This is a genomic window from Brucella sp. NBRC 113783, from assembly GCF_040372265.1.
GTDB classification, from domain to species: domain Bacteria; phylum Pseudomonadota; class Alphaproteobacteria; order Rhizobiales; family Rhizobiaceae; genus Brucella; species Brucella teleogrylli.
The window spans coordinates 676,635-694,856 of sequence record NZ_BAABRX010000001.1 but is presented as its reverse complement, the minus strand read 5'-3'; the positions used below and the strand labels follow the sequence as shown (position 1 = coordinate 694,856).

Below are 18,222 nucleotides of genomic sequence, written 5' to 3'. Positions count from 1 at the left end.
AAGCTCCCTTTACGCCACCGCTTCGCACCGAAATCAGACCTGATTTCTGAAAGGCCAGACACGCCACGTCAATGAATTCGCGTTTCTTTTACACTGCGAATTTTGCAGGTTAATATATTCTTGACGGGCCAAGCTCTGCCAAGCCCCTTTTATCCACCACCGAACGATCAGGCCACGGCTGCGGCTTATCGGTTACACACTGTTCAGCAACCAGCACTTTTCCGGAACGCCCCAACGGACGATATAGGGACCAACAGCAAACGCAACTCCCTGAACAAAGGAGGCAATTATGGCTTTGGAACTTACCGGACTGCACCACCTGACGGCCATCACCGCCAATGCACCGGCCAACCGGCGCTTCTACACCGATACGCTCGGGCTGCGGCTCGTCAAGAAGACCGTCAATCAGGACGACACCAGCGCCTACCATCTGTTCTATGCCGATGGTCTGGCATCGCCGGGCACCGACATCACCTTCTTCGACTGGCCGGTCGAGCGCGAACGCCGCGGCACCAACAGCGTGGCCCGCACGGGCCTGCGCGTGAATGGCGTCGAAAGCCTCGACTGGTGGCGCAAGCGCCTGAACGAACAGGGCATCGAAGCCGGCGATATTTTTGAAGTGGCCGGTCGCGCCGTACTCGATTTCGAAGACCCGGAAGGCCAGCGTCTGCGGCTGACCGACGATGGCGGCGCGGGCGACGCCCATAGCTGGGACAGAAGCCCCGTACCCGCCGAGAGGCAGATTCGTGGCCTCGGCCCGATAACGCTGAGCGTCCCCGACCTCGCGCCGACCAGGATCGTGCTCGAAAAGCTGATGAACATGAGCGAGACCGGCGACTATGCCTCGCCCGATGGCGAAGGCCATGTGCATGTCTTCTCGATGGGACCGGGCGGCGCGGCTGCCGAACTTCATGTCGCCGTGCAGCCCAACCTGCCGACAGCATGGCAGGGTGCGGGAGCGGTGCACCATGTCGCCTTCCGCACGCCGGATCAGGAAAGCATGCAGGAATGGGTCGAACGCCTGCGGTCGCTCAGGGTGCCGTCCAGCGGTGAAGTCGAGCGTTACTATTTCCGTTCGCTCTATTTCCGCGAACCGAACGGTATCCTGTTCGAAATCGCAACCGACGGTCCGGGCTTTGCCGTCGATGAACCGCTGGAGAGCCTCGGCGAAAGCCTGTCGCTGCCGCCTTTCCTCGAAAGCAAGCGCGCAGCCATCGAAAAAGGCCTCAAGCCGCTGGACTAAGCAAATAAAAAGGGCCGCCGGAGAAATCCGGCGGCCCTTTTTTCGTTTGATCGACGAGGCATTCAGAGTTTCTGCTTCAGCCAATCGCCTGTGAGGCGAATATCGTCGTCGGTCAGGCCATGCCAGCCCTCGATGGCGTGAACATCGATATCGGCACCATCATCCCGCAGCGCCTTTGCCAATGCGCCCGAAGCATCGCCGAACGGATCGGCTGCGCCGTTCAATTGAAGAACGGCAGCGTCGGAGAGATCGGCGTCCGGCTGTTCCTCCAGAACTTCCGAAGGGCGCAGCAGAACCGCCTTGCGCACGATATGCGGATGAAGCCGCATGAAGGCCGCAAGCAGGTTTGCCCCGTTGGAATTGCCGATAAAGGCCAGTCGGTCCGGGTCGATGTCATAGGCCGCAATCGCGCCCTCAACGAAAGCCTCAAAGGCTTCCGCTTCGAACCGGATGTCCTTCTGATCGAACCGCTTCTGATCGAAACGGCGGAACCAGCGCTGAATGCCCTCCTCCGTGCTGCGACCGCGAACACCGATCAGCGTGGCGCGCGGCGCGGCCAGCCGGGCGAGCGGCATGAGATCATTCTCATTGCCGCCCGAACCGTGCAGCAGGATCAGCGTGCTGCCATCCGGATCTTCCGGCAGGTGAACTCGATGGACGAAGGGCAGATCGCGATAGATCACCCGCTCCTCACCCGGCAGGCCGAATTGCGGCATGCGGGCGCGGATTGCCTGGGCCTGTTTCTCATTGCCCGGCGGCACGAACAGAAGCTGCCCCAATGTTTCCACCGGCTCATCCACGGTAAAACCAGGGGCGTCGGTGGCAAATTCGAACAGGGTTCCGCCCGGCTCACGAACATAGAGCGAGGTGAAATATTTGCGGTCATGCACATTGACCTCGCTGGAATTGAGCTTGGACAGCTCCTTTTCCAGCGTCGTCACATCGTCGGTCGTGCGGGCGCGAAACGCCACATGATCGGCAATGCCGGTCCCCGGAATGCCGGGCCAGAAGCCGCTCGCATCGCGCACATCGATGGCGTCACCGGAATCGGAGACCAGCCGGTCGATGGTTTCTTCCTTCCCCTGATGGCGAAAGCCGAAATATCGCTCGATGAATGCGGCGGTCTGTTCGGGCTGCTCCGACAGGATGGTGGCGGAGCGTATCCGGCGAATGGCGAATTCAGCCGGAATGCCCTCACCGGACCACGGGTCATTGGCCGCAAGATCGCTGCCGACCAGCTTGACGATCACGCCATCGGGATCGCGCAGCCGCAAAACCGGCTCGCCAAATTCCTGCACCGGACCCTCGGACGATACGTGATAACGCAACGCGCGCTCCAGCCAGAAGCCGATGGCCGTGCGGTCGATGGAAAGCGCGATTTCGCTGACCTGCCCGTGACCGACCCGGCCCTTGGAGCCGTCTTCCCAGACCAGAAAGGTGATCAGCGAACCGGGCGTGCCGGAGCGGTCGCCATAGAACAGATGCAGCTGCTCGGCATCCTCGAAGCCGCCCGTCCGCTTGACGATACGCAGACCCAGAAAGCCCGCATAGAAATCGACATTCGCCTGCACCTTGTGCGTGATCAGCGTGAGATGATGGATGCCACTGGTCATGATTGCGATCTCCCGTCCTAATAAAGCTGCACGAGAGATAGTACAGCCAGTGCGGATTGCCCATGGGGCTATACGGTGACGGATTGTCAACGGATGGAGCGTTTGGCTTGTGCAGATTTTGGGGAGGCTCACAAAAAGAAAAAGGCCGCGCGGGAGGAGGATGCGCGGCCTGATCTTCGAATACGGCTGGGAGGAGGAGTGCCGTATTCCGGTATCGAGTTCTGGGAGGAGGAGTGAACTCGATGGCCAAGTTCTAACCCGCTGTACTTTATACAACAACGGCCAATAATGCATGTCAGTTATGCAAATTCCGCACTGCTCAAGAAAAAGGCATCTGCGGAAAATGCAAAAGCGCCCGCAAAAACGGGCGCTTCTGAAGGAAGATTTATATTTATAATCAGCGATTTAGAGGAAATGTGCAATCATCGGCGCAGCCAGTACATTCACCAGTCCAACCAGCACCATGACGAGACCGGCGATGGAACCTTCCTCGCTGCCGATCTGGTGGGCCTTTGCCACACCGGCGCCATGCGCTCCCATGCCGAACAGTGCGCCGCGCGCCAGTGCGGAGCGCAGCGGCAGCCAGTTGAGCATCACTTCGCCAAGCGCCGCGCCGAAAACACCGGTCAGCACCACGAAGATGGCAGTCAGGTCCGGCGTGCCGCCAATGTCGCCCGAAACCGTCATGGCGAACGGCGTGCTCATCGAACGCGGCATCAGGCTGAGGCTGATCGCCTCGTTCAAGCCCAGCAGATGCGCCAGCCCCCAGGCCGAAGCCATGGCCGATGAACTGCCGACCAGCACACCAGCCAGCAAAACCGGCCAGTACCGGCGGATGGTCGCGCGCTGCTGATAGATGGGAATGGCGAAGGCAACCGTTGCAGGGCCGAGCAGCGCCACCAGCCAGTGGGTGGCGCCGAAATAGCCGCGATAGTTTTCATCAAGCGCGACAACCAGCCCCATCAGCAGAAGCGGCGTGACGGCCAAAGGCGTCAGCCACCATAGGGGAAAGCGGCGATAAACGCGCTTGGCCGCGAGATAAAGCAGGATCGTGGCCGCCGACCAGAACAGCGTTGCCACGAAGGGGTTACTTGGCAGCATAACGGAGGCTCCAGCGATAGCAGAGGTCTACCGTCAATGCGGTGACGCTCATCACCGTCAGCGTGCCGAGCAGGATGACGGCCATGATCTTGAGGCCAAGCACACCGATCAGTTCGCGATGCTCAAGGATCGCCAGAACGGCGGGCACGAAGAACAGCAGCATTTCCGCCAGAAACCATTCCGCGCCGCGCTTCATGCTGAACAGGCTGACGCGCCCGCTCAACAAAAGCGCCAACACCAGCGCCATGCCGATGATGCCACCCGGCAGGGGCAGGCCAACCACGCGGACGAAAGCTTCACCCGCCAGCCAGAAGCCGACCAGCGTCGCAATCTGCATCATGCGGCTGTGGTGCAGCGCATAGCGGAAGCGGACGGCGAGAGTACGGGCATTTTTGGAGGCGTTCATTGGCTTCTTCCCGGGCGTTGACCCGTTTGAATTCGGTCTCTTGTGAACAACAATATAGGCCGTCATGGCTTATTCTAGAAATGAATTGATTTCATTGCAGCTATTCCGATATAGAATAGCTCATGAACTTGAGGAGCTTTCAGGCATTTGTGGAGGTGGTGCGGCAGGGCGGGTTTTCCGCCGCGGCCAGAGCCATTCACGCGACCCAGTCCACCGTCAGCAAGGCAGTGAAGCAGCTGGAGGAAGAGCTGGGCCTTGCCCTTCTCGACCGCGACGCTTCCCCGCCCCGCCTGACGGCTGCGGGCGAAATCGTCTATCGCCGATCTATCGCCATGCTGGCCGAGAAAGACGATATGCTGGCGGAACTGGGCGAATTGCGCGGCCTGAAACGCGGTCTGCTGCGCCTCGGCCTGCCGCCCATCGGCTCCAGCGTGCTGTTTGCGCCGGTTTTCGCCGCCTATACCAAGCTTCACCCGGATATCGACATTCAGCTGGTCGAGCATGGCAGCCGCCGCCTGGAAGAGCTGTTGCTGGCGGGTGATGTCGAGCTTGCCGCCTCGCTTCTGCCTGTTGAGGACAGTTTCGAGTGGCAGGATGTACGCTGCGAGCCGGTCGTCGCCCTGCTGCCCGCGACCCATGAGGCCGCCAAAGGCGACGGCGTGACGCTGGACCAGATCGCAGGCTTGCCTTTCATTCTTTTTGAAAGCGGCTTTGCACTCAATCATATCATCCTCGATGCCTGCCAGCAGCATGGCTTTGCCCCCAATGTCGCGGTGCGTTCCAGTCAGATCGATTTCATCGTCGAGTTGGTGGCAGCGGGCATGGGCGTCGGCTTCCTGCCCCTGATGATCGCCGAGCAACGCCATCATTCCGGCGTCCGCATTCAGAAAATCACCGATGCGGACATGAACTGGAACATGGCTCTGATCTGGCGCAAAGGCGCGTTTCTGTCCCATGCGGCGCGGGCCTGGCTGACACTTGCAAGCGGTGGAACGTCAAAAACCCCTTGAAGCGCGCGGGTCGTCGCCTATCTCAAATAGATACACCGACTTTACGCGCCATCCGGCGGCGTTCCGTCTTGATGCTTATCAGCTGAGAAGGAGGCTATGATGGAAGGTCAGGTTATATTCTACAAAGGCGACAGGATCCTCTACCGGCACCATATCGAAGTGCAGGACGACGATTATTCCAAGGGCGTCAATGACGCCTTGATCGCCTTCCAGCGCAACTATGCCGGTTTCGATCTTGCGGGCGACGATATTCACGTCCGCTTCAAGAAGCCTGGAGATGTTTAACGGCTAACATTCCACCGCGACTGGAGCCCGCGTCCGGTTTCATGCCGAACGCGATGGGCTCCTTTTGCCCGCATTGTCAGGCTGCGGCGTAAGCGGCTTCGCGCGCCACGCGGCGGATGTCGTTGCGGCTGAGGCCGAGATCGCTCAGTTCGCGGTCGCTGCAGCTTTCAAGCTCGCGCAGGTTTTCGCAATACTGCATCCAGCGATTGAATTGGGTACGAAGATTGATTGGAAGGCTCATGGCGGTATCCCCTTGTTTTTATCTTCCTCCCAAAAATGAGCTTCCGCCTTTCAAACGCGTTTGAGAAGTGCAGATACTGCATGGCTGCATTGTGATTGGGGAAATCCTGCAAATCAGCCAACATTCTTTTTATCTAAATTAGCTAATGCTTTTAAAATATAAAAATTCCGGTTAGACGGGAAGCAGAACGTCTTTCAAGTCGATTCCCGCCGGTAAAAATGAAGAAAACTCTCATTATAGTCGGTAATGCCCCTTTACCCCGCGACCTGTCGCGCGAGGTTGATGCTGCAGATTTCGTGGTGCGTTTCAACGAGCCCAAGCAATCGATCGGCATGAGCGGCACGCGGACCGACCTCCTGATACTGGCCACCTCCAGCAAGCCGATGCAGCGCCGCCTGCGCGATCCGGGCTTCGTGCAAACCCCGACCTTCCGGGCCGCGAAGGAAGTCATGCTCGCCTATCACCCGAGCATCATGCGTCTTTATCACCCCAAGCCGAATATCCTGTCGCGTCTCAAGGGGCGTCGTTCCGACTGGACCGCCGAAACCATCGAAGTCGTGGGCGCTGCGGGCAAGGAAATCCGCATCATGCCGCCGCAGTTCTATATGGCTGGCTGCAAGGAACTGGGCGTCAGCGAGGAGCAGCTGAGCAAGGTTTTTCCCAGCACCGGCTTTTTCGGCATCTGGCACATGCTGGGCAAATGCCCCGCCGAAAGCTGGGACGTGAAGCTGTGCGGTTTCACCTGGGAAGGCTGGAAACGCCACGCATGGGGCGACGAGCGCAGCTGGGTCGAAAGACAAGTGGCTTCCGGGCGCATCAGCATCATCGAATAGCCCGACCTGCTCGGGCCTTCGCCACAAATCTCGTTAAAAGGAGTATTTGAATGACTGAACCGTTACGCATTTTTATTGGCTGGGACTCCCGCGAACCGATCGCCTATGAAGTCGCCAGGGCCTCGGCGCTGAAACATTCTTCCATTCCGCTGGAGATCGTACCGATCAAGTTGCAGGATCTGGTCGATCAGGGCGTCTATACGCGTGACATCGACCCGCTGGCGTCCACGGAATTCACCTATTCGCGGTTCTTCACGCCCTGGCTTGCCGGCTACAAGGGCTGGGCGCTGTTTTGCGATTGCGACTTCCTGTTTCTCGGCGATATTGCCGGGCTGCAGGCCTATAACGACCCGTCGAAGGCGGTTTACTGCGTGCAGCACGACTATCAGCCGAAAGACAGCGTCAAGATGGATGGCAAGGTGCAGACCACCTATCCGCGCAAGAACTGGTCGTCCTGCATGTTGTTCAATTGCGCGCATCCTTCGACGCAGCAGCTGACGCCGGAACTGGTCAACCGCGAAACAGGCGCTTTTCTGCATCGCATGCAATGGGCTGCCGATGATGAAATCGGCGCCTTGCCGACCGAGTATAACTGGCTTGAAGGCTGGAACGAAAAGCCCGAACACGGCCTGCCGAAAGTCGTGCATTACACCAGTGGCGGTCCCTGGTTCAAAGACTGGCAGAATGTCGATTATGCCGATCTGTGGCGCGCCGAAGCCGATCTTGTGGAACCGGGCTGGAAGCCGGTCTGATCGCCGCTCCTTTCCGGCAAAAATCCTGAAGCTTTTTCGTCGGCTCCACGCTACATAGAGACCATGAACGAAACGCGTCATGACTCTCCAGCGCAAGGCGGATCGCAAAAGCCCGCCACGCAACAAAAACCAGACGGCCCGAAAAGGGCCGTGAAGGCCTTCATCATCCATCTGAAGCGGGCGAGCGATCGCCAGCCGCAGGTGGCGCATCTCATCGAAAACCTGCCCATGCGGGCCGAGGTGATCGACGCCATTGACGGGCGTGTGCTTGATGGAGAAACCATCCAGCGCGTTTATCGCCGCTCGGTGCACAAGCCCCACTATCCCTTTCCGCTGGGCACCAATGAGATTGCCTGCTTTCTCTCGCATCGCAAGGCATGGCAGGCCATCGTCGATCAGAAGATCGACGCCGGTTTTGTGCTGGAAGATGACGTGGAGCTGACGCCGGAATTTGCCGCCGCTTTTCAGGCCGCGTTGCAGCTTGTCGACCATGACAGCTTCATCCGCTTTCCTTTCCGCGAGCGGGAAACAGGCCGCGAAGTGCTGAATATCGATGGCGTGCGCGTGATCCTGCCCGTACCGGTCGGCCTCGGCATGGTCGCCCAGCTTGTCGGGCGCGACGCGGCGAGACGGCTGCTGGCCGCGACCGAAACTTTCGACCGGCCGGTCGACACCACGGCGCAGATGAACTGGGTGACGGGACTGAAGCCGCTTTCCGTCCTGCCCGGCGGCGTGCGCGAGGTGTCGGTGCGTCTGGGCGGCAGCACCATCCAGAAATCCCGATCCCTGCCCGATAAGCTGAAGCGGGAAATCCTGCGACCGCTTTATCGCTGGAAGATCAAAAATCGTTCTCGCAAGAGTTAGCAATTCCATTCAGGAAAAAACTGATTTAATTATTTATTTTTAAAGATTTAGCGACAAAACAATATTTCGCGCGACCGACTGAACATACAAGATCGAGGATTATCGTGTCCGTACCAATTCTTCTTTATCACCAGATCGATGTTCCGCCCCGGCACAAGGCGCCTTTTCGCAGCATGACCGTGCATCCCGACCGTTTTGGCAACCAGATGGCCTGGCTCAAGCGCCTCGGCTATCAGGGATTGTCGCTGAAGGATGCGCTGCCCTATATCTATGGTGGCAAAGAGGGGAAAGTCGCGGTCATCACCTTCGATGATGGGTTTGACAATGTCTTCCGCAATGCTCTGCCTATCTTGCAGGAACATGGCTTTACCGCCACGAATTATTTCGTCGCGAACCAGATCGGTGGCTTCAATCTCTGGGATCAGAAAATCGGCGTGGCGCGGGCCGATTGCATGGGCGTCGCCGAAATGCGGGAATGGGCGGCCCTCGGTCACGAAGTCGGGTCACATACGCTCGATCACATCAATCTGAGCACCGCAAACGATACGGATGCTGAAGTGCAGATCCGGCAATCTCGCGAAAAGATCGAGGACTTGCTTGGTCAGGAAGTCATATCATTCGCCTATCCCTATGGCGGCGAGACTGCGAGAACACGCGAGATCGTCGCGCAGGCCGGGTATAAATACGCCACCACCACGGAAAAGCGCCGCGCAAAAGCCACCGACGACCCGTTCGGCATTCCGCGCCTGACGATCCGGCGTAACGATATATGGCTGCAATTCCTGCGGAAGATCGCCCTGTCCTGAGCCGAAACATAACCGGTTTCAGCTTGCCTTGGCCCGCTCCATGCAGGGCGGCTTCGTCAGGTTTTGCAAATCCACCATGAAGCCGCGTTCGACCAGACATTCCGGTCCCGTATAGTGAACCGAGCCGGAATAGACCAGCGAAAGGTCGTCGGAAAACCGCTCGTTGCCGACGATGGCCTTGTAGTGTTCCGAGCCGCCTGCATGGCCGCCCTCTTTCGCGATCCGTTGAAACTCCTCGACCGAGCGCGACGAAAAACGATAGTGCAAAAGCGCCCCGGTGACCGGCAGATAATTGCGGAAGCAAGGGCCCGGCCCGTGAATGCTGCCGCGGCGATAATCGGTCTTGCGGTCTACCCAGATCAGCGGAAATTTGGACAGGCGCATGCTGCGCCCGAACAGGCGCTGGCGCGGCCCACCGCGCACGGCAACGCCGAAACGCTCCTGCTTGACCGTATAGCCGTCGCCGTCGAAATGCGACGACACTTCGAAAGGATATTTCGTTCCGTCATCGACAAAAACGCCATCGCGCAGAAGACCGGCGGGATACATGTCGATCATCGGCGCGAGGCAACGCCGGATACCATGCGCTTCCAGTTCCCCGATGAAATCGCGCAAGCTGCGCTGTTCCATACGCGGGAAGACGAAGAACTCGTCGGCATCCACCGAGAGATACCAGCGGCGGCGACCGTAAATATTGAACAGCGCATCGCGCCAGGCGCGCCCGCGATCCGCCTCAGCATAGCGCACGTCGGAAACGAACAGATCGACATCGGCGGCATTGGCGAGAATTTCGGCCGTGCCGTCATCCGACTTGTCGTCCACGACGATGAAACGCGTGACGCCCAGCGCACGATAATAGCGCAGGAACGAATTCAGATAGGCGCCGGCATTGCGCACCACGCAAATCAGCGGCAGATCATCCGGCAGCAAAGCCGCGAAACTTCCAGCCGAGGCGATCAGATTGGCCTTGCCGCGCCTTCTGGGCACCGACAGCCGCGCATGACGCCAGCGCAGCTTGAAGTGCTGGGCCGACGAGGCGCGCCAATAGGCGGCCCAATCCGTTTCTTTTGACGCTGGATAGTGCATTGGCGGCAAAACCGACTTCATACGGGGGATGTCTTTCAGGAAGCGCTAATAAACACTATATCGCTATTCATTCCAGGCAATTCCATGTCAGCAAGAATCACGCTGTGTGATGCGACGATACGAATGCGTGAATGATCGTTTCAGCCATTTTGCCCTTCTGGCTGCATTTGCTTGATCCTGATCAATGCTGCTTCAATAAAACGTGGCAAATTGCCCGCGACCGCGCCATGGACCTTAACGGCCAAAAGCGCTAGTTAAGGCAAAGACAAGCGCATCGGCCTAAAAATCGGGAGCGATTTTTCGGAAACAGGGTGCGTCGAATCAAATAGTTAGAGCGAGTTTTGTGCGCCCTGAAGGACGCGCTGCCCTCTAAGGAGCGCATGATGGATTATCGCCGGTTTTTCGAAGACGCGATTGATCAGTTGCACGCCGAGAAGCGTTACCGCGTTTTCGCCGACCTTGAACGCATCGTCGGACGTTTCCCCCGCGCGATCTGGCGGAACAATGGCACGGCCCGTGAAATCACCGTTTGGTGTTCCAATGATTATCTCGGCATGGGACACCATCCCGATGTGATCAAGGCCATGTGCGACACCGCAAGCAATGCCGGTTCCGGCGCAGGCGGCACGCGCAACATTTCCGGCAACAACCATCCGCTGGTCGAGCTGGAAGCCGAACTGGCCGACCTGCACGGCAAGGAGGCCGGTCTCGTCTTCACCTCCGGCTTCATTTCCAACGAAGCCTCGATTTCGACCATTGCGCGCCTGCTGCCGAACTGCCTGATCCTGTCCGACGAGCTGAACCATGCCTCGATGATCGAAGGCGTGCGCCGCTCGGGTGCGGAGAAGAAGATTTTCCGCCACAATGACGTCGAGCATCTGGAACAGCTTTTGAAGGCCGCCGATCCGGCACGCGCCAAGCTGATCGTGTTTGAATCCGTCTATTCGATGGATGGCGATATTGCACCGATCGAAGAGATCGCCGACCTCGCCGACAAGTATAATGCCATGACCTATATCGATGAAGTTCATGCCGTTGGCATGTACGGCCAGCGCGGCGGCGGTATCACCGACCGCGATGGTCTGGCACACCGCATCGACATCATCGAAGGCACGCTCGCCAAGGCTTTCGGCGCGCTGGGCGGCTATATCACCGGCTCACGCGCCATTATCGATGCCGTGCGTTCCTATGCGCCGGGCTTCATCTTCACGACCGCGCTTCCGCCATCGGTGGCAGCGGCTGCAACGGCTTCGATCCGCCATCTCAAAACCTCGCAGATCGAACGCGACGGCCAGCAGCGTCAAGCGCAGCAGGCCAAGGATGTACTGTCGGCAGCGGGCCTGCCGGTCATGCCTTCGGACACGCATATCGTGCCCGTGCTGGTCGGCGATCCGGAGCTTTGCAAGAAGGCCAGCGACCGGCTGCTCGATGTCCACGGCATCTATATCCAGCCGATCAACTATCCGACTGTGCCGCGCGGCACCGAACGCCTGCGCATCACGCCGTCGCCGCTGCATGACGATGCGCTGATCGACGGGCTGAAGGACGCGCTGCTGGAAGTCTGGAACACGCTCGGCATTCCTTTTGCCGAAACCGATGCCCCGCAGACGGCCAGTTCCGACCGCGTCGTGCCGCTGATGGTGTCCAAGGCGGGCGGATAAGCGCTTCGCAAATAGCTGAATGAAAAAGGCCGGTTTTCACCGGCCTTTGTTTTAGATTAAAGTCGCTCGATCCATTTCACGAGCCGTGCTGCGGCCTCATCAATCTGATGCGGGGCGCGACCGAAACATAGCCGGAAGAACGCCTCGCCGCCCTGCCCAAAGGCGCTGCCCGGTGCAAGGCCCACATTGGCCCGGTCGATAATATCGATGGCCGCCTTGACCGAATCCGTCACGCCTTCAACGCCGAAGAACAGATAGAACGCGCCTTCCGGCGGGGCCAGGCGCACCTTGCCGGTTGCCTGCAAGGTCGAGCAAAGCCTGTCGCGGGTGGCGCGGGCACGCTCCACCTGCATGGCGAAAAAGGGTTCACCCTGATCGAGCGCCGCCACCGCGCCACGCTGCATGAATGGCGCCACACCGGAGTTCGAATACTGGATCATGTTTTCGATCACCGGACCGACGGAAGGATGCACCGTCATCCAGCCCACGCGCCAGCCGGTCATCGCCCAGTTCTTGGAGAAGGAATTGACGAAGATGATGCGGTCGTCGGGCTCCATGATTTCCATAAAAGACGGGGCGTGACCGCCGCCATAATAGAAATGCGTGTAGATCTCGTCGGCGATGATCCAGAGACCGTGCTTGCGCGCCAGATCAAGGATGTAACGCAGCGTCTCACGGTCGGCGGTCCATCCGGTCGGGTTGGACGGCGTGTTGATGAACAGCGCGCGGGTGCGGGGCGTGATGGCGGCGGCGACCTTCTCCGGGTCGAGCACCCAGCCATTCGCGCCGAATTCCAGTTCCACCGCGACGGGCACCGCACCTGCAAGACCAGCCGCGCCGACGAAATTCGGCCAGGCCGGCGACAGATAGATCGCTTCCTCGCCCGCACCGACCGTCGCCGTCAGCGCCATTTCGATGGCGTGCATGCCCGAGCCGGTGACGTAGAAATTCTCAGGCTTCAAGGCCAGCGGGAAATGACGCGCATGGTAACGGGCCAGCGCCTCGCGCAGTTCGGGAATACCGGCCTGCCATGTATAGAAGGTCTCGCCGTCGGTAATGCTTTTCTGCGCCGCATCGCGGATGAAATCCGGCGTCGGCAGATCGCCTTCGCCCACCCATAACGGAATGAGCCCTTCGCGGCCCCTGCCATGATTGGCAACGGCGACAATGCCGCTTTCTGGCGCTTGCGCTGCTTCACGGCGGAGACTGGCTAAAAGTGTCATGATGATCCTGCGCTACTTGCTCTATGTCTATCGGCCTTAGCAAGACGCGAGCACAAAATCACTCGGCATTTTGTGATGATCCGATCATCGGTATTGATGAATGCCAAAACAAAAACGGAGCCCTTGCAGGCTCCGTCTTGTAACGCAAAGAAAAAATCCCGATCAGGCCTTCTTGGCAAGAAGATCGCGGATTTCGGTCAGCAGCACTTCCTCGCGCGGAGCTTCCGGCTCAGGCTTTGCTTCTTCCTTCTTCTTCATGCGGTTCATGCCCTTGACGACAAGGAACAGCACCCAGGCGATAATCAGGAAATTGATCAGCAGGGTCACGAAGTTACCGTAAGCAACGGTTGCACCGGCTTCACGGGCGGCGGCAAGCGTGGACTTCGGCTCGCCGGCAAGCTGGATGAACATGTTCGAGAAATCGATACCGCCGGTGATCAGACCGATGATCGGCATGATGATATCGTTGACGATGGAATTGACGAGGCCACCGAAGGCGCCGCCGATAATCACACCGATGGCCAGATCGACCATATTGCCCTTGAGAGCGAATTCCCTGAATTCTTTCAACATTCGTCAGTCTCCCTCACGATTGCATTCCACATAACCGGGCCGTCGTTGCTGCGGTGCGTTCGTCAATTAATATGGCGTCAGATCGCTCCGACGGTGAACGATAGGACCGCTCCTGACAGGGGGAGGCTCGAAGAACGGTTCTATCAAACTGTATTTCGCTTAGTTTGTATTCGAAAAACTTCAAAGAAAAGATAAACGCGGATATCGACGGGTAAAACATCCGCTTTTTCATCAATATTCTTGCACGCAGAACATGAAAGTGCTTGCGTCAGACAGACTTGGATAAACTGAAGAGGAATAAAGCCGCCTATGCAAGGCTGGGGAATCATCGGCGCTGCCTTCCTGTACCTGCTGCTGCTTTTTGCTGTTGCCAGTATCGGCGACCGCAGAGCCTCACGCTGGAACAGTGCGCCGCGTCCCTATGTCTATGCGCTGAGCCTTGCGGTCTATTGTACGTCCTGGACCTTCTTCGGCTCTGTCGGCCTGTCCGCACAGCGCGGGCTGGAATTTCTCGGAATCTATATCGGGCCGATCCTGGTGTTCACGCTCGGCAACCGGCTACTGCGCCATATCGTGCGGCTGGCCAAGGCGGAGCGCATCACCTCCATCGCCGATTTTCTGGCGGCGCGGTATGGCAAAAGTTTTGGCGTGGCATCTCTCGCCACCTGTATCGCCGCCGTAGGGTCGATCCCCTATATCGCCTTGCAGCTGAAAGCAGTTGCGGGCAGCGTCGGGCTGGTGATGGACCATTATGGCCGCGCCGTCGCGCCGCCTGCCTTCATCTTCGGCGATATTTCGCTGGCGGTTGCCGCTGTGCTCGCCGTCTTCGCGATCCTGTTTGGCACGCGCCACACCGATGCGACCGAACACCAGAACGGGTTGATCCTCGCCATTGCGGTGGAATCCGTCATCAAACTTTGCGCATTTCTCACCGTGGGGCTCGCCTGCACGTTCTTCCTGTTCGGCTCGCCCTCGCAGCTCATCGACCAGATTTCCCAGTCCACCGATGCGCTGAAAGCCTTCCACTACCAGACCTCCATCGGCACCTGGATCATACAAACCGCCTTGAGTGCTGCGGCCATCATCATGCTGCCGCGCCAGTTCCACGTTACGGTCGTCGAAAGCCGCAGCGAAAAGGAATTGCGCACCGCATCCTGGCTGTTCCCGGTCTATTTGGTGCTGATCAATATCTTCGTGTTTCCGATTGCCCTGATCGGCGTGATGACGCTTGGCACCACGGTCAGTGGCGATCTTTACGTGCTGGCGCTGCCGCTTGCCGCCGAAGCGCACTGGATGGCGCTCATCGCCTTCCTTGGCGGTCTGTCCGCTGCAACGGCGATGGTGATCGTCGCCTGCGTGGCGCTGTCGATCATGATTTCCAACCATCTCGTGCTGCCGCTTTTCATCCGCAGCATGGCCAAGCGTCACCCGGCTGAACAGCCCGACCTGACAAAGGTCATTCTCAATACAAGGCGTGTGACGATCATCGCCATTCTGGCGCTCGCCTTCGCCTATTATCGCTTCACGTCCAACAATATTCACCTTGCCTCTATCGGCTTCGTATCGTTTGCGGCGATTGCGCAATTCGTTCCGGCCTTTATCGGCGGTTTGTTCTGGCGCAATGCCAATGGGCGCGGCGCAATGATGGGGCTGTCGGCGGGCTTTCTCGTATGGGCCTATACGCTGTTGCTGCCCACCATGGCGCCGGAAGATGCCGCCATTTTGCGCGACGGCTTTCTGGGTTTCACCGCGTTGCGCCCGGAAGCGCTGTTTGGCACCGATGCGCTGCCGCTGACCAATGGCGTGATCTGGAGCCTCACCGCCAACACGCTGTTCTATATTCTGGGTTCGCTCTCGCGCGCCTCGACGCCGCTGGAGCGCATTCAGGCCAGCATCTTCCTGCCGCGCTATTTCATCGCGACGCCGACGCTCCGACGGTTCCGCACCACCGTCACCGTGGCGGAACTGAAAGCCACCATGGCGCGCTATCTCGGCTCCGAACGTGTCGAGCGCGCCTTCCTGCGGTTCGAAGGGCATGAACAGCGCAGGCTCGATCCGGGCATGACCGTTGACACGCCCCTGATCCGCCATGCCGAACAATTGCTTGGCACGGCGGTTGGCACCGCTTCGGCACGGCTCGTTCTGTCGCTGCTTCTGCAACGCAACGATGCTTCAGGGCGTGATGCGCGCCAGCTTCTCGATGACGCTTCCGCCGCCCTGCAACAAAATCGCGACCTGTTGCAGATCGCGCTCGACCAGATGGAACAGGGCATTACGGTTTTCGACAAGGATTTTCGGCTGGCCTTCTGGAACCGCCAGTTCCGCACCCTGCTCAACCTGCCTGACGAGGTGATGCAGGTCGGTATCCCGGTCTCGGAAATCGTCGAGCATCTGATCCGCCGCGAAGACATCGCCTTCAATGCGCGCAACAGCATCATCCATTCACTGACGGCCAGCCGCAAGCCCGCGCGCCTGAAGATGAAATCGACGGCCAAGACACTGGAAATCCAGTCCAATCCGATGCCGGATGGCGGTATCGTCGCGACCTATACCGACATCACCGCTGCCGTCGAAGCCGATCTGATGCGCCAGAAGGCCGCCGAAATGCTGGAACAGCGCGTGGCCGACCGCACGGCGGAACTGACCCATGTGAACAAGGAACTGGCGCGGGCGCAGGCCGCTGCCGAAGAGGCCAATCTCGGCAAGACGCGCTTTCTCGCCGCCGCGGGCCACGACATTCTGCAACCGCTCAACGCCGCGCGCCTCTATTCCACCGCGCTGTCGGAGAAACTTGGGCGTTCGGAAACCAGCGAATTTGCCCGCAACATCGATTCCTCGCTGGAGGCGGTGGAAGCCATTCTGGGCATGGTGCTGGATATTTCGCGCCTCGACACAGGCGCGCTGAAACCGGAAGTCTCGGTGTTCCGGCTGGACAGGTTGCTGAGCCAGATCGCCACGGATTTCACGCCGCTGGCGCGCAAGAAGGCGCTGAAACTGCGCGTGGTGCCGTCGAGCATCGTGGTGAAAACCGACCGCAACATGCTGCGCCGCCTGATCCAGAATCTCGTTTCCAATTCGATCAAATATAGCCGCAGCGGCGGCATGCTGCTTGGCGTCCGGCGGCGGGGCGCTTTTGTCGAATTGCAGGTGCTGGACACCGGCATCGGCATTGCGCAGCACAAGCTGAAACTCGTCTTCCGCGAATTCACCCGCCTTGATGAAGGTATGCGCGAGGCGGAAGGGCTGGGACTTGGCCTGTCCATCGTCGACCGCATCGCCCGGCTGCTGGAATTTCCGCTGTCGGTGCGCTCGGTTCAGGGCAAGGGCACAACATTCACCCTGCGCATTCCGGTTTCAAACGAGCCGGTGCCGGTAGAGGAAACCAGAAGCCGTCGTGGCCATGCGCGCGCGCTGGAACTGACAGGCCTCGATGTGCTGTGCATCGACAATGATGCCGACATTCTGTCCGGCATGGAAACGCTTCTTTCGGGCTGGGGCTGCAACGTGACCACGCTGCGCAACGGCGCGGCGCTGAAAGCCTTTTGCGCCAATCGCAGCACCGCGCCGGATGTCATCGTCGCCGATTATCATTTGATCCATGAAAACGGCATCGACATGATCGGCTTCACGCGGGAGCATTTCGAGACGGAAATACCCGCCATCTTGCTGACCGCCGACCGTTCCAAGGAAGTGCGCCAGCGCGCCGAGGATGAAAACATCACCTTGCTGAACAAGCCGCTTCGCCCGGCGGCGTTGCGCTCATTGCTGTCGCATTTTTATCATGCGCGACAGGACGGCAGCTCGTCACAGACGGCTGCGCAATAACCATATCATGTGCTGATAACGTCACTGCCGATGCGCGACAGCAAGATGACAGCCTGAGTGCGGCTATCGACGCCAAGCTTCTGCAACACGGCCGAGACATGCGCCTTGACGGTTGCTTCCGACACGCTCAGCTCATACGCGATCTGCTTGTTGAGAAGACCCTCGGCGAGCATGGTCAGCACGCGGGTCTGCTGCGGTGTGAGCGTGCGCAGGCGCGCAATCAGCCCCTCGATTTCCGGATCCTTCGGGTGATCGAGATCGATGCCTTCCGGCGTCCAGATATCGCCTGCAAGCACGGCGCGAACCGCCTCGCCGATGGTTTCCATGCTGGCAGATTTGGAGATGAAGCCCGATGCGCCAAGTTCCACCGCATGATGGATGGTGGCGGCGTCATCCGTGGCCGATACGATCACCACCGGCAAAGCCGGTTGGAGCGCCTTCAGCGCAACCAGCCCTGACAGGCCTGCACCACCGGGCATGGTCAGATCGAGCAGCAGAAGGTCGATATCGTCGCGTTCGGCAACCAGTTTCCTGACGGCATCGAAATCGCCAACTTCGACAATCTCGACGTTTTCGGATTGTCCCGACAGAACCTGTCTCAATGCGCCGCGAAAAAGCGGGTGATCGTCAGCGATGATAAAGTGCATGTGCCTCGCGCGCCAATTTCAAGTGGTTCCTCCCCGTGCGGTGCATCCAATGC

Annotated in this window: 17 protein-coding genes; 9 read left to right on the top strand and 8 right to left on the bottom strand. The window is 59.2% G+C overall.

The features are described from left to right. Positions 1 to 289: 289 nt before the first annotated feature. Positions 290 to 1,243: a ring-cleaving dioxygenase gene (locus ABWW11_RS03170; protein ID WP_109368369.1), complete on the top strand. Its 954-nt coding sequence runs from the start codon at positions 290 to 292 to the stop codon at positions 1,241 to 1,243. A 62-nt stretch (positions 1,244 to 1,305) separates the two neighbouring features. On the opposite strand, the gene ABWW11_RS03165 is transcribed toward ABWW11_RS03170, so the two are convergent. From ABWW11_RS03165 to ABWW11_RS03155, 3 genes are all read right to left on the bottom strand, one after another. Continuing rightward, on the bottom strand, positions 1,306 to 2,856 hold the full coding sequence (locus ABWW11_RS03165; protein ID WP_109368368.1) for a VOC family protein: 1,551 nt from the start codon (positions 2,854 to 2,856) through the stop codon (positions 1,306 to 1,308). Between the two features lie 405 nt (positions 2,857 to 3,261). Further along, complete coding sequence (locus tag ABWW11_RS03160; protein ID WP_109368367.1) at positions 3,262 to 3,957, bottom strand: LrgB family protein; 696 nt, start codon at positions 3,955 to 3,957, stop codon at positions 3,262 to 3,264. Next, positions 3,944 to 4,363: a CidA/LrgA family protein gene (locus ABWW11_RS03155; protein ID WP_109368366.1), complete on the bottom strand. Its 420-nt coding sequence runs from the start codon at positions 4,361 to 4,363 to the stop codon at positions 3,944 to 3,946. Before ABWW11_RS03155 ends, ABWW11_RS03160 begins: the two co-directional genes overlap by 14 nt. 122 nt (positions 4,364 to 4,485) lie before the next feature. Between ABWW11_RS03155 and ABWW11_RS03150 the strand changes: the two genes are divergently transcribed. Both ABWW11_RS03150 and ABWW11_RS03145 read left to right on the top strand, forming a co-directional pair. Beyond that, complete coding sequence (locus ABWW11_RS03150) at positions 4,486 to 5,373, top strand: LysR family transcriptional regulator (RefSeq protein ID WP_109368365.1); 888 nt, start codon at positions 4,486 to 4,488, stop codon at positions 5,371 to 5,373. A gap of 99 nt (positions 5,374 to 5,472) precedes the next feature. Next, positions 5,473 to 5,658 (top strand): hypothetical protein, encoded by a 186-nt coding sequence (locus ABWW11_RS03145; protein ID WP_109370167.1) that lies wholly within the window; start codon positions 5,473 to 5,475, stop codon positions 5,656 to 5,658. Positions 5,659 to 5,734: 76 nt separating this feature from the next. Here the strand turns inward: ABWW11_RS03145 and ABWW11_RS03140 are convergent, their stop codons facing one another. Then, positions 5,735 to 5,899 carry a DUF1127 domain-containing protein gene (locus tag ABWW11_RS03140; RefSeq protein WP_210261360.1) on the bottom strand — a complete coding sequence of 55 codons (165 nt, stop codon included), beginning with the start codon at positions 5,897 to 5,899 and terminating at the stop codon, positions 5,735 to 5,737. A 218-nt stretch (positions 5,900 to 6,117) separates the two neighbouring features. Here ABWW11_RS03140 and ABWW11_RS03135 point away from each other — a divergent pair, with 218 nt between their 5' ends. The 4 genes from ABWW11_RS03135 to ABWW11_RS03120 all read left to right on the top strand — a co-directional run bounded on the left by ABWW11_RS03135 (position 6,118) and on the right by ABWW11_RS03120 (position 9,154). Beyond that, entirely contained in the window at positions 6,118 to 6,732 is a 615-nt protein-coding gene (locus ABWW11_RS03135; RefSeq protein WP_109368364.1) for a glycosyltransferase family 29 protein, read from the top strand. Between the two features lie 50 nt (positions 6,733 to 6,782). After that, entirely contained in the window at positions 6,783 to 7,484 is a 702-nt protein-coding gene (locus ABWW11_RS03130) for a glycosyltransferase (protein ID WP_109368363.1), read from the top strand. A 63-nt stretch (positions 7,485 to 7,547) separates the two neighbouring features. After that, the gene (locus ABWW11_RS03125) at positions 7,548 to 8,348 is read left to right on the top strand and encodes a glycosyltransferase family 25 protein (protein WP_109368362.1); all 801 of its coding nucleotides are present in this window, start codon (positions 7,548 to 7,550) and stop codon (positions 8,346 to 8,348) included. Between the two features lie 104 nt (positions 8,349 to 8,452). Next, a complete protein-coding gene (locus tag ABWW11_RS03120) occupies positions 8,453 to 9,154 on the top strand; it encodes a polysaccharide deacetylase family protein (protein ID WP_109368361.1) in 702 nt (233 codons plus the stop codon). Positions 9,155 to 9,172: 18 nt separating this feature from the next. Here ABWW11_RS03120 and ABWW11_RS03115 read toward each other — a convergent pair whose 3' ends face one another. Further along, a complete protein-coding gene (locus ABWW11_RS03115; protein ID WP_109368360.1) occupies positions 9,173 to 10,261 on the bottom strand; it encodes a glycosyltransferase family 2 protein in 1,089 nt (362 codons plus the stop codon). Between the two features lie 362 nt (positions 10,262 to 10,623). Between ABWW11_RS03115 and hemA the strand changes: the two genes are divergently transcribed. After that, positions 10,624 to 11,901: a 5-aminolevulinate synthase gene (gene hemA / locus ABWW11_RS03110; RefSeq protein ID WP_109368359.1), complete on the top strand. Its 1,278-nt coding sequence runs from the start codon at positions 10,624 to 10,626 to the stop codon at positions 11,899 to 11,901. 56 nt (positions 11,902 to 11,957) lie between these two features. On the opposite strand, the gene ABWW11_RS03105 is transcribed toward hemA, so the two are convergent. Next, positions 11,958 to 13,124 (bottom strand): pyridoxal phosphate-dependent aminotransferase, encoded by a 1,167-nt coding sequence (locus ABWW11_RS03105; RefSeq protein WP_109368358.1) that lies wholly within the window; start codon positions 13,122 to 13,124, stop codon positions 11,958 to 11,960. Positions 13,125 to 13,286: 162 nt separating this feature from the next. Further along, positions 13,287 to 13,697 carry a large conductance mechanosensitive channel protein MscL gene (gene mscL, locus ABWW11_RS03100; RefSeq protein WP_109368357.1) on the bottom strand — a complete coding sequence of 137 codons (411 nt, stop codon included), beginning with the start codon at positions 13,695 to 13,697 and terminating at the stop codon, positions 13,287 to 13,289. 309 nt (positions 13,698 to 14,006) lie between these two features. On the opposite strand from mscL, the gene ABWW11_RS03095 reads away from it, so the two are divergent. After that, the gene (locus ABWW11_RS03095) at positions 14,007 to 17,522 is read left to right on the top strand and encodes a hybrid sensor histidine kinase/response regulator (protein ID WP_109368356.1); all 3,516 of its coding nucleotides are present in this window, start codon (positions 14,007 to 14,009) and stop codon (positions 17,520 to 17,522) included. 5 nt (positions 17,523 to 17,527) lie between these two features. Here ABWW11_RS03095 and ABWW11_RS03090 read toward each other — a convergent pair whose 3' ends face one another. Further along, positions 17,528 to 18,169 (bottom strand): response regulator transcription factor, encoded by a 642-nt coding sequence (locus ABWW11_RS03090; RefSeq protein ID WP_109368355.1) that lies wholly within the window; start codon positions 18,167 to 18,169, stop codon positions 17,528 to 17,530. Positions 18,170 to 18,222: the final 53 nt, after the last annotated feature.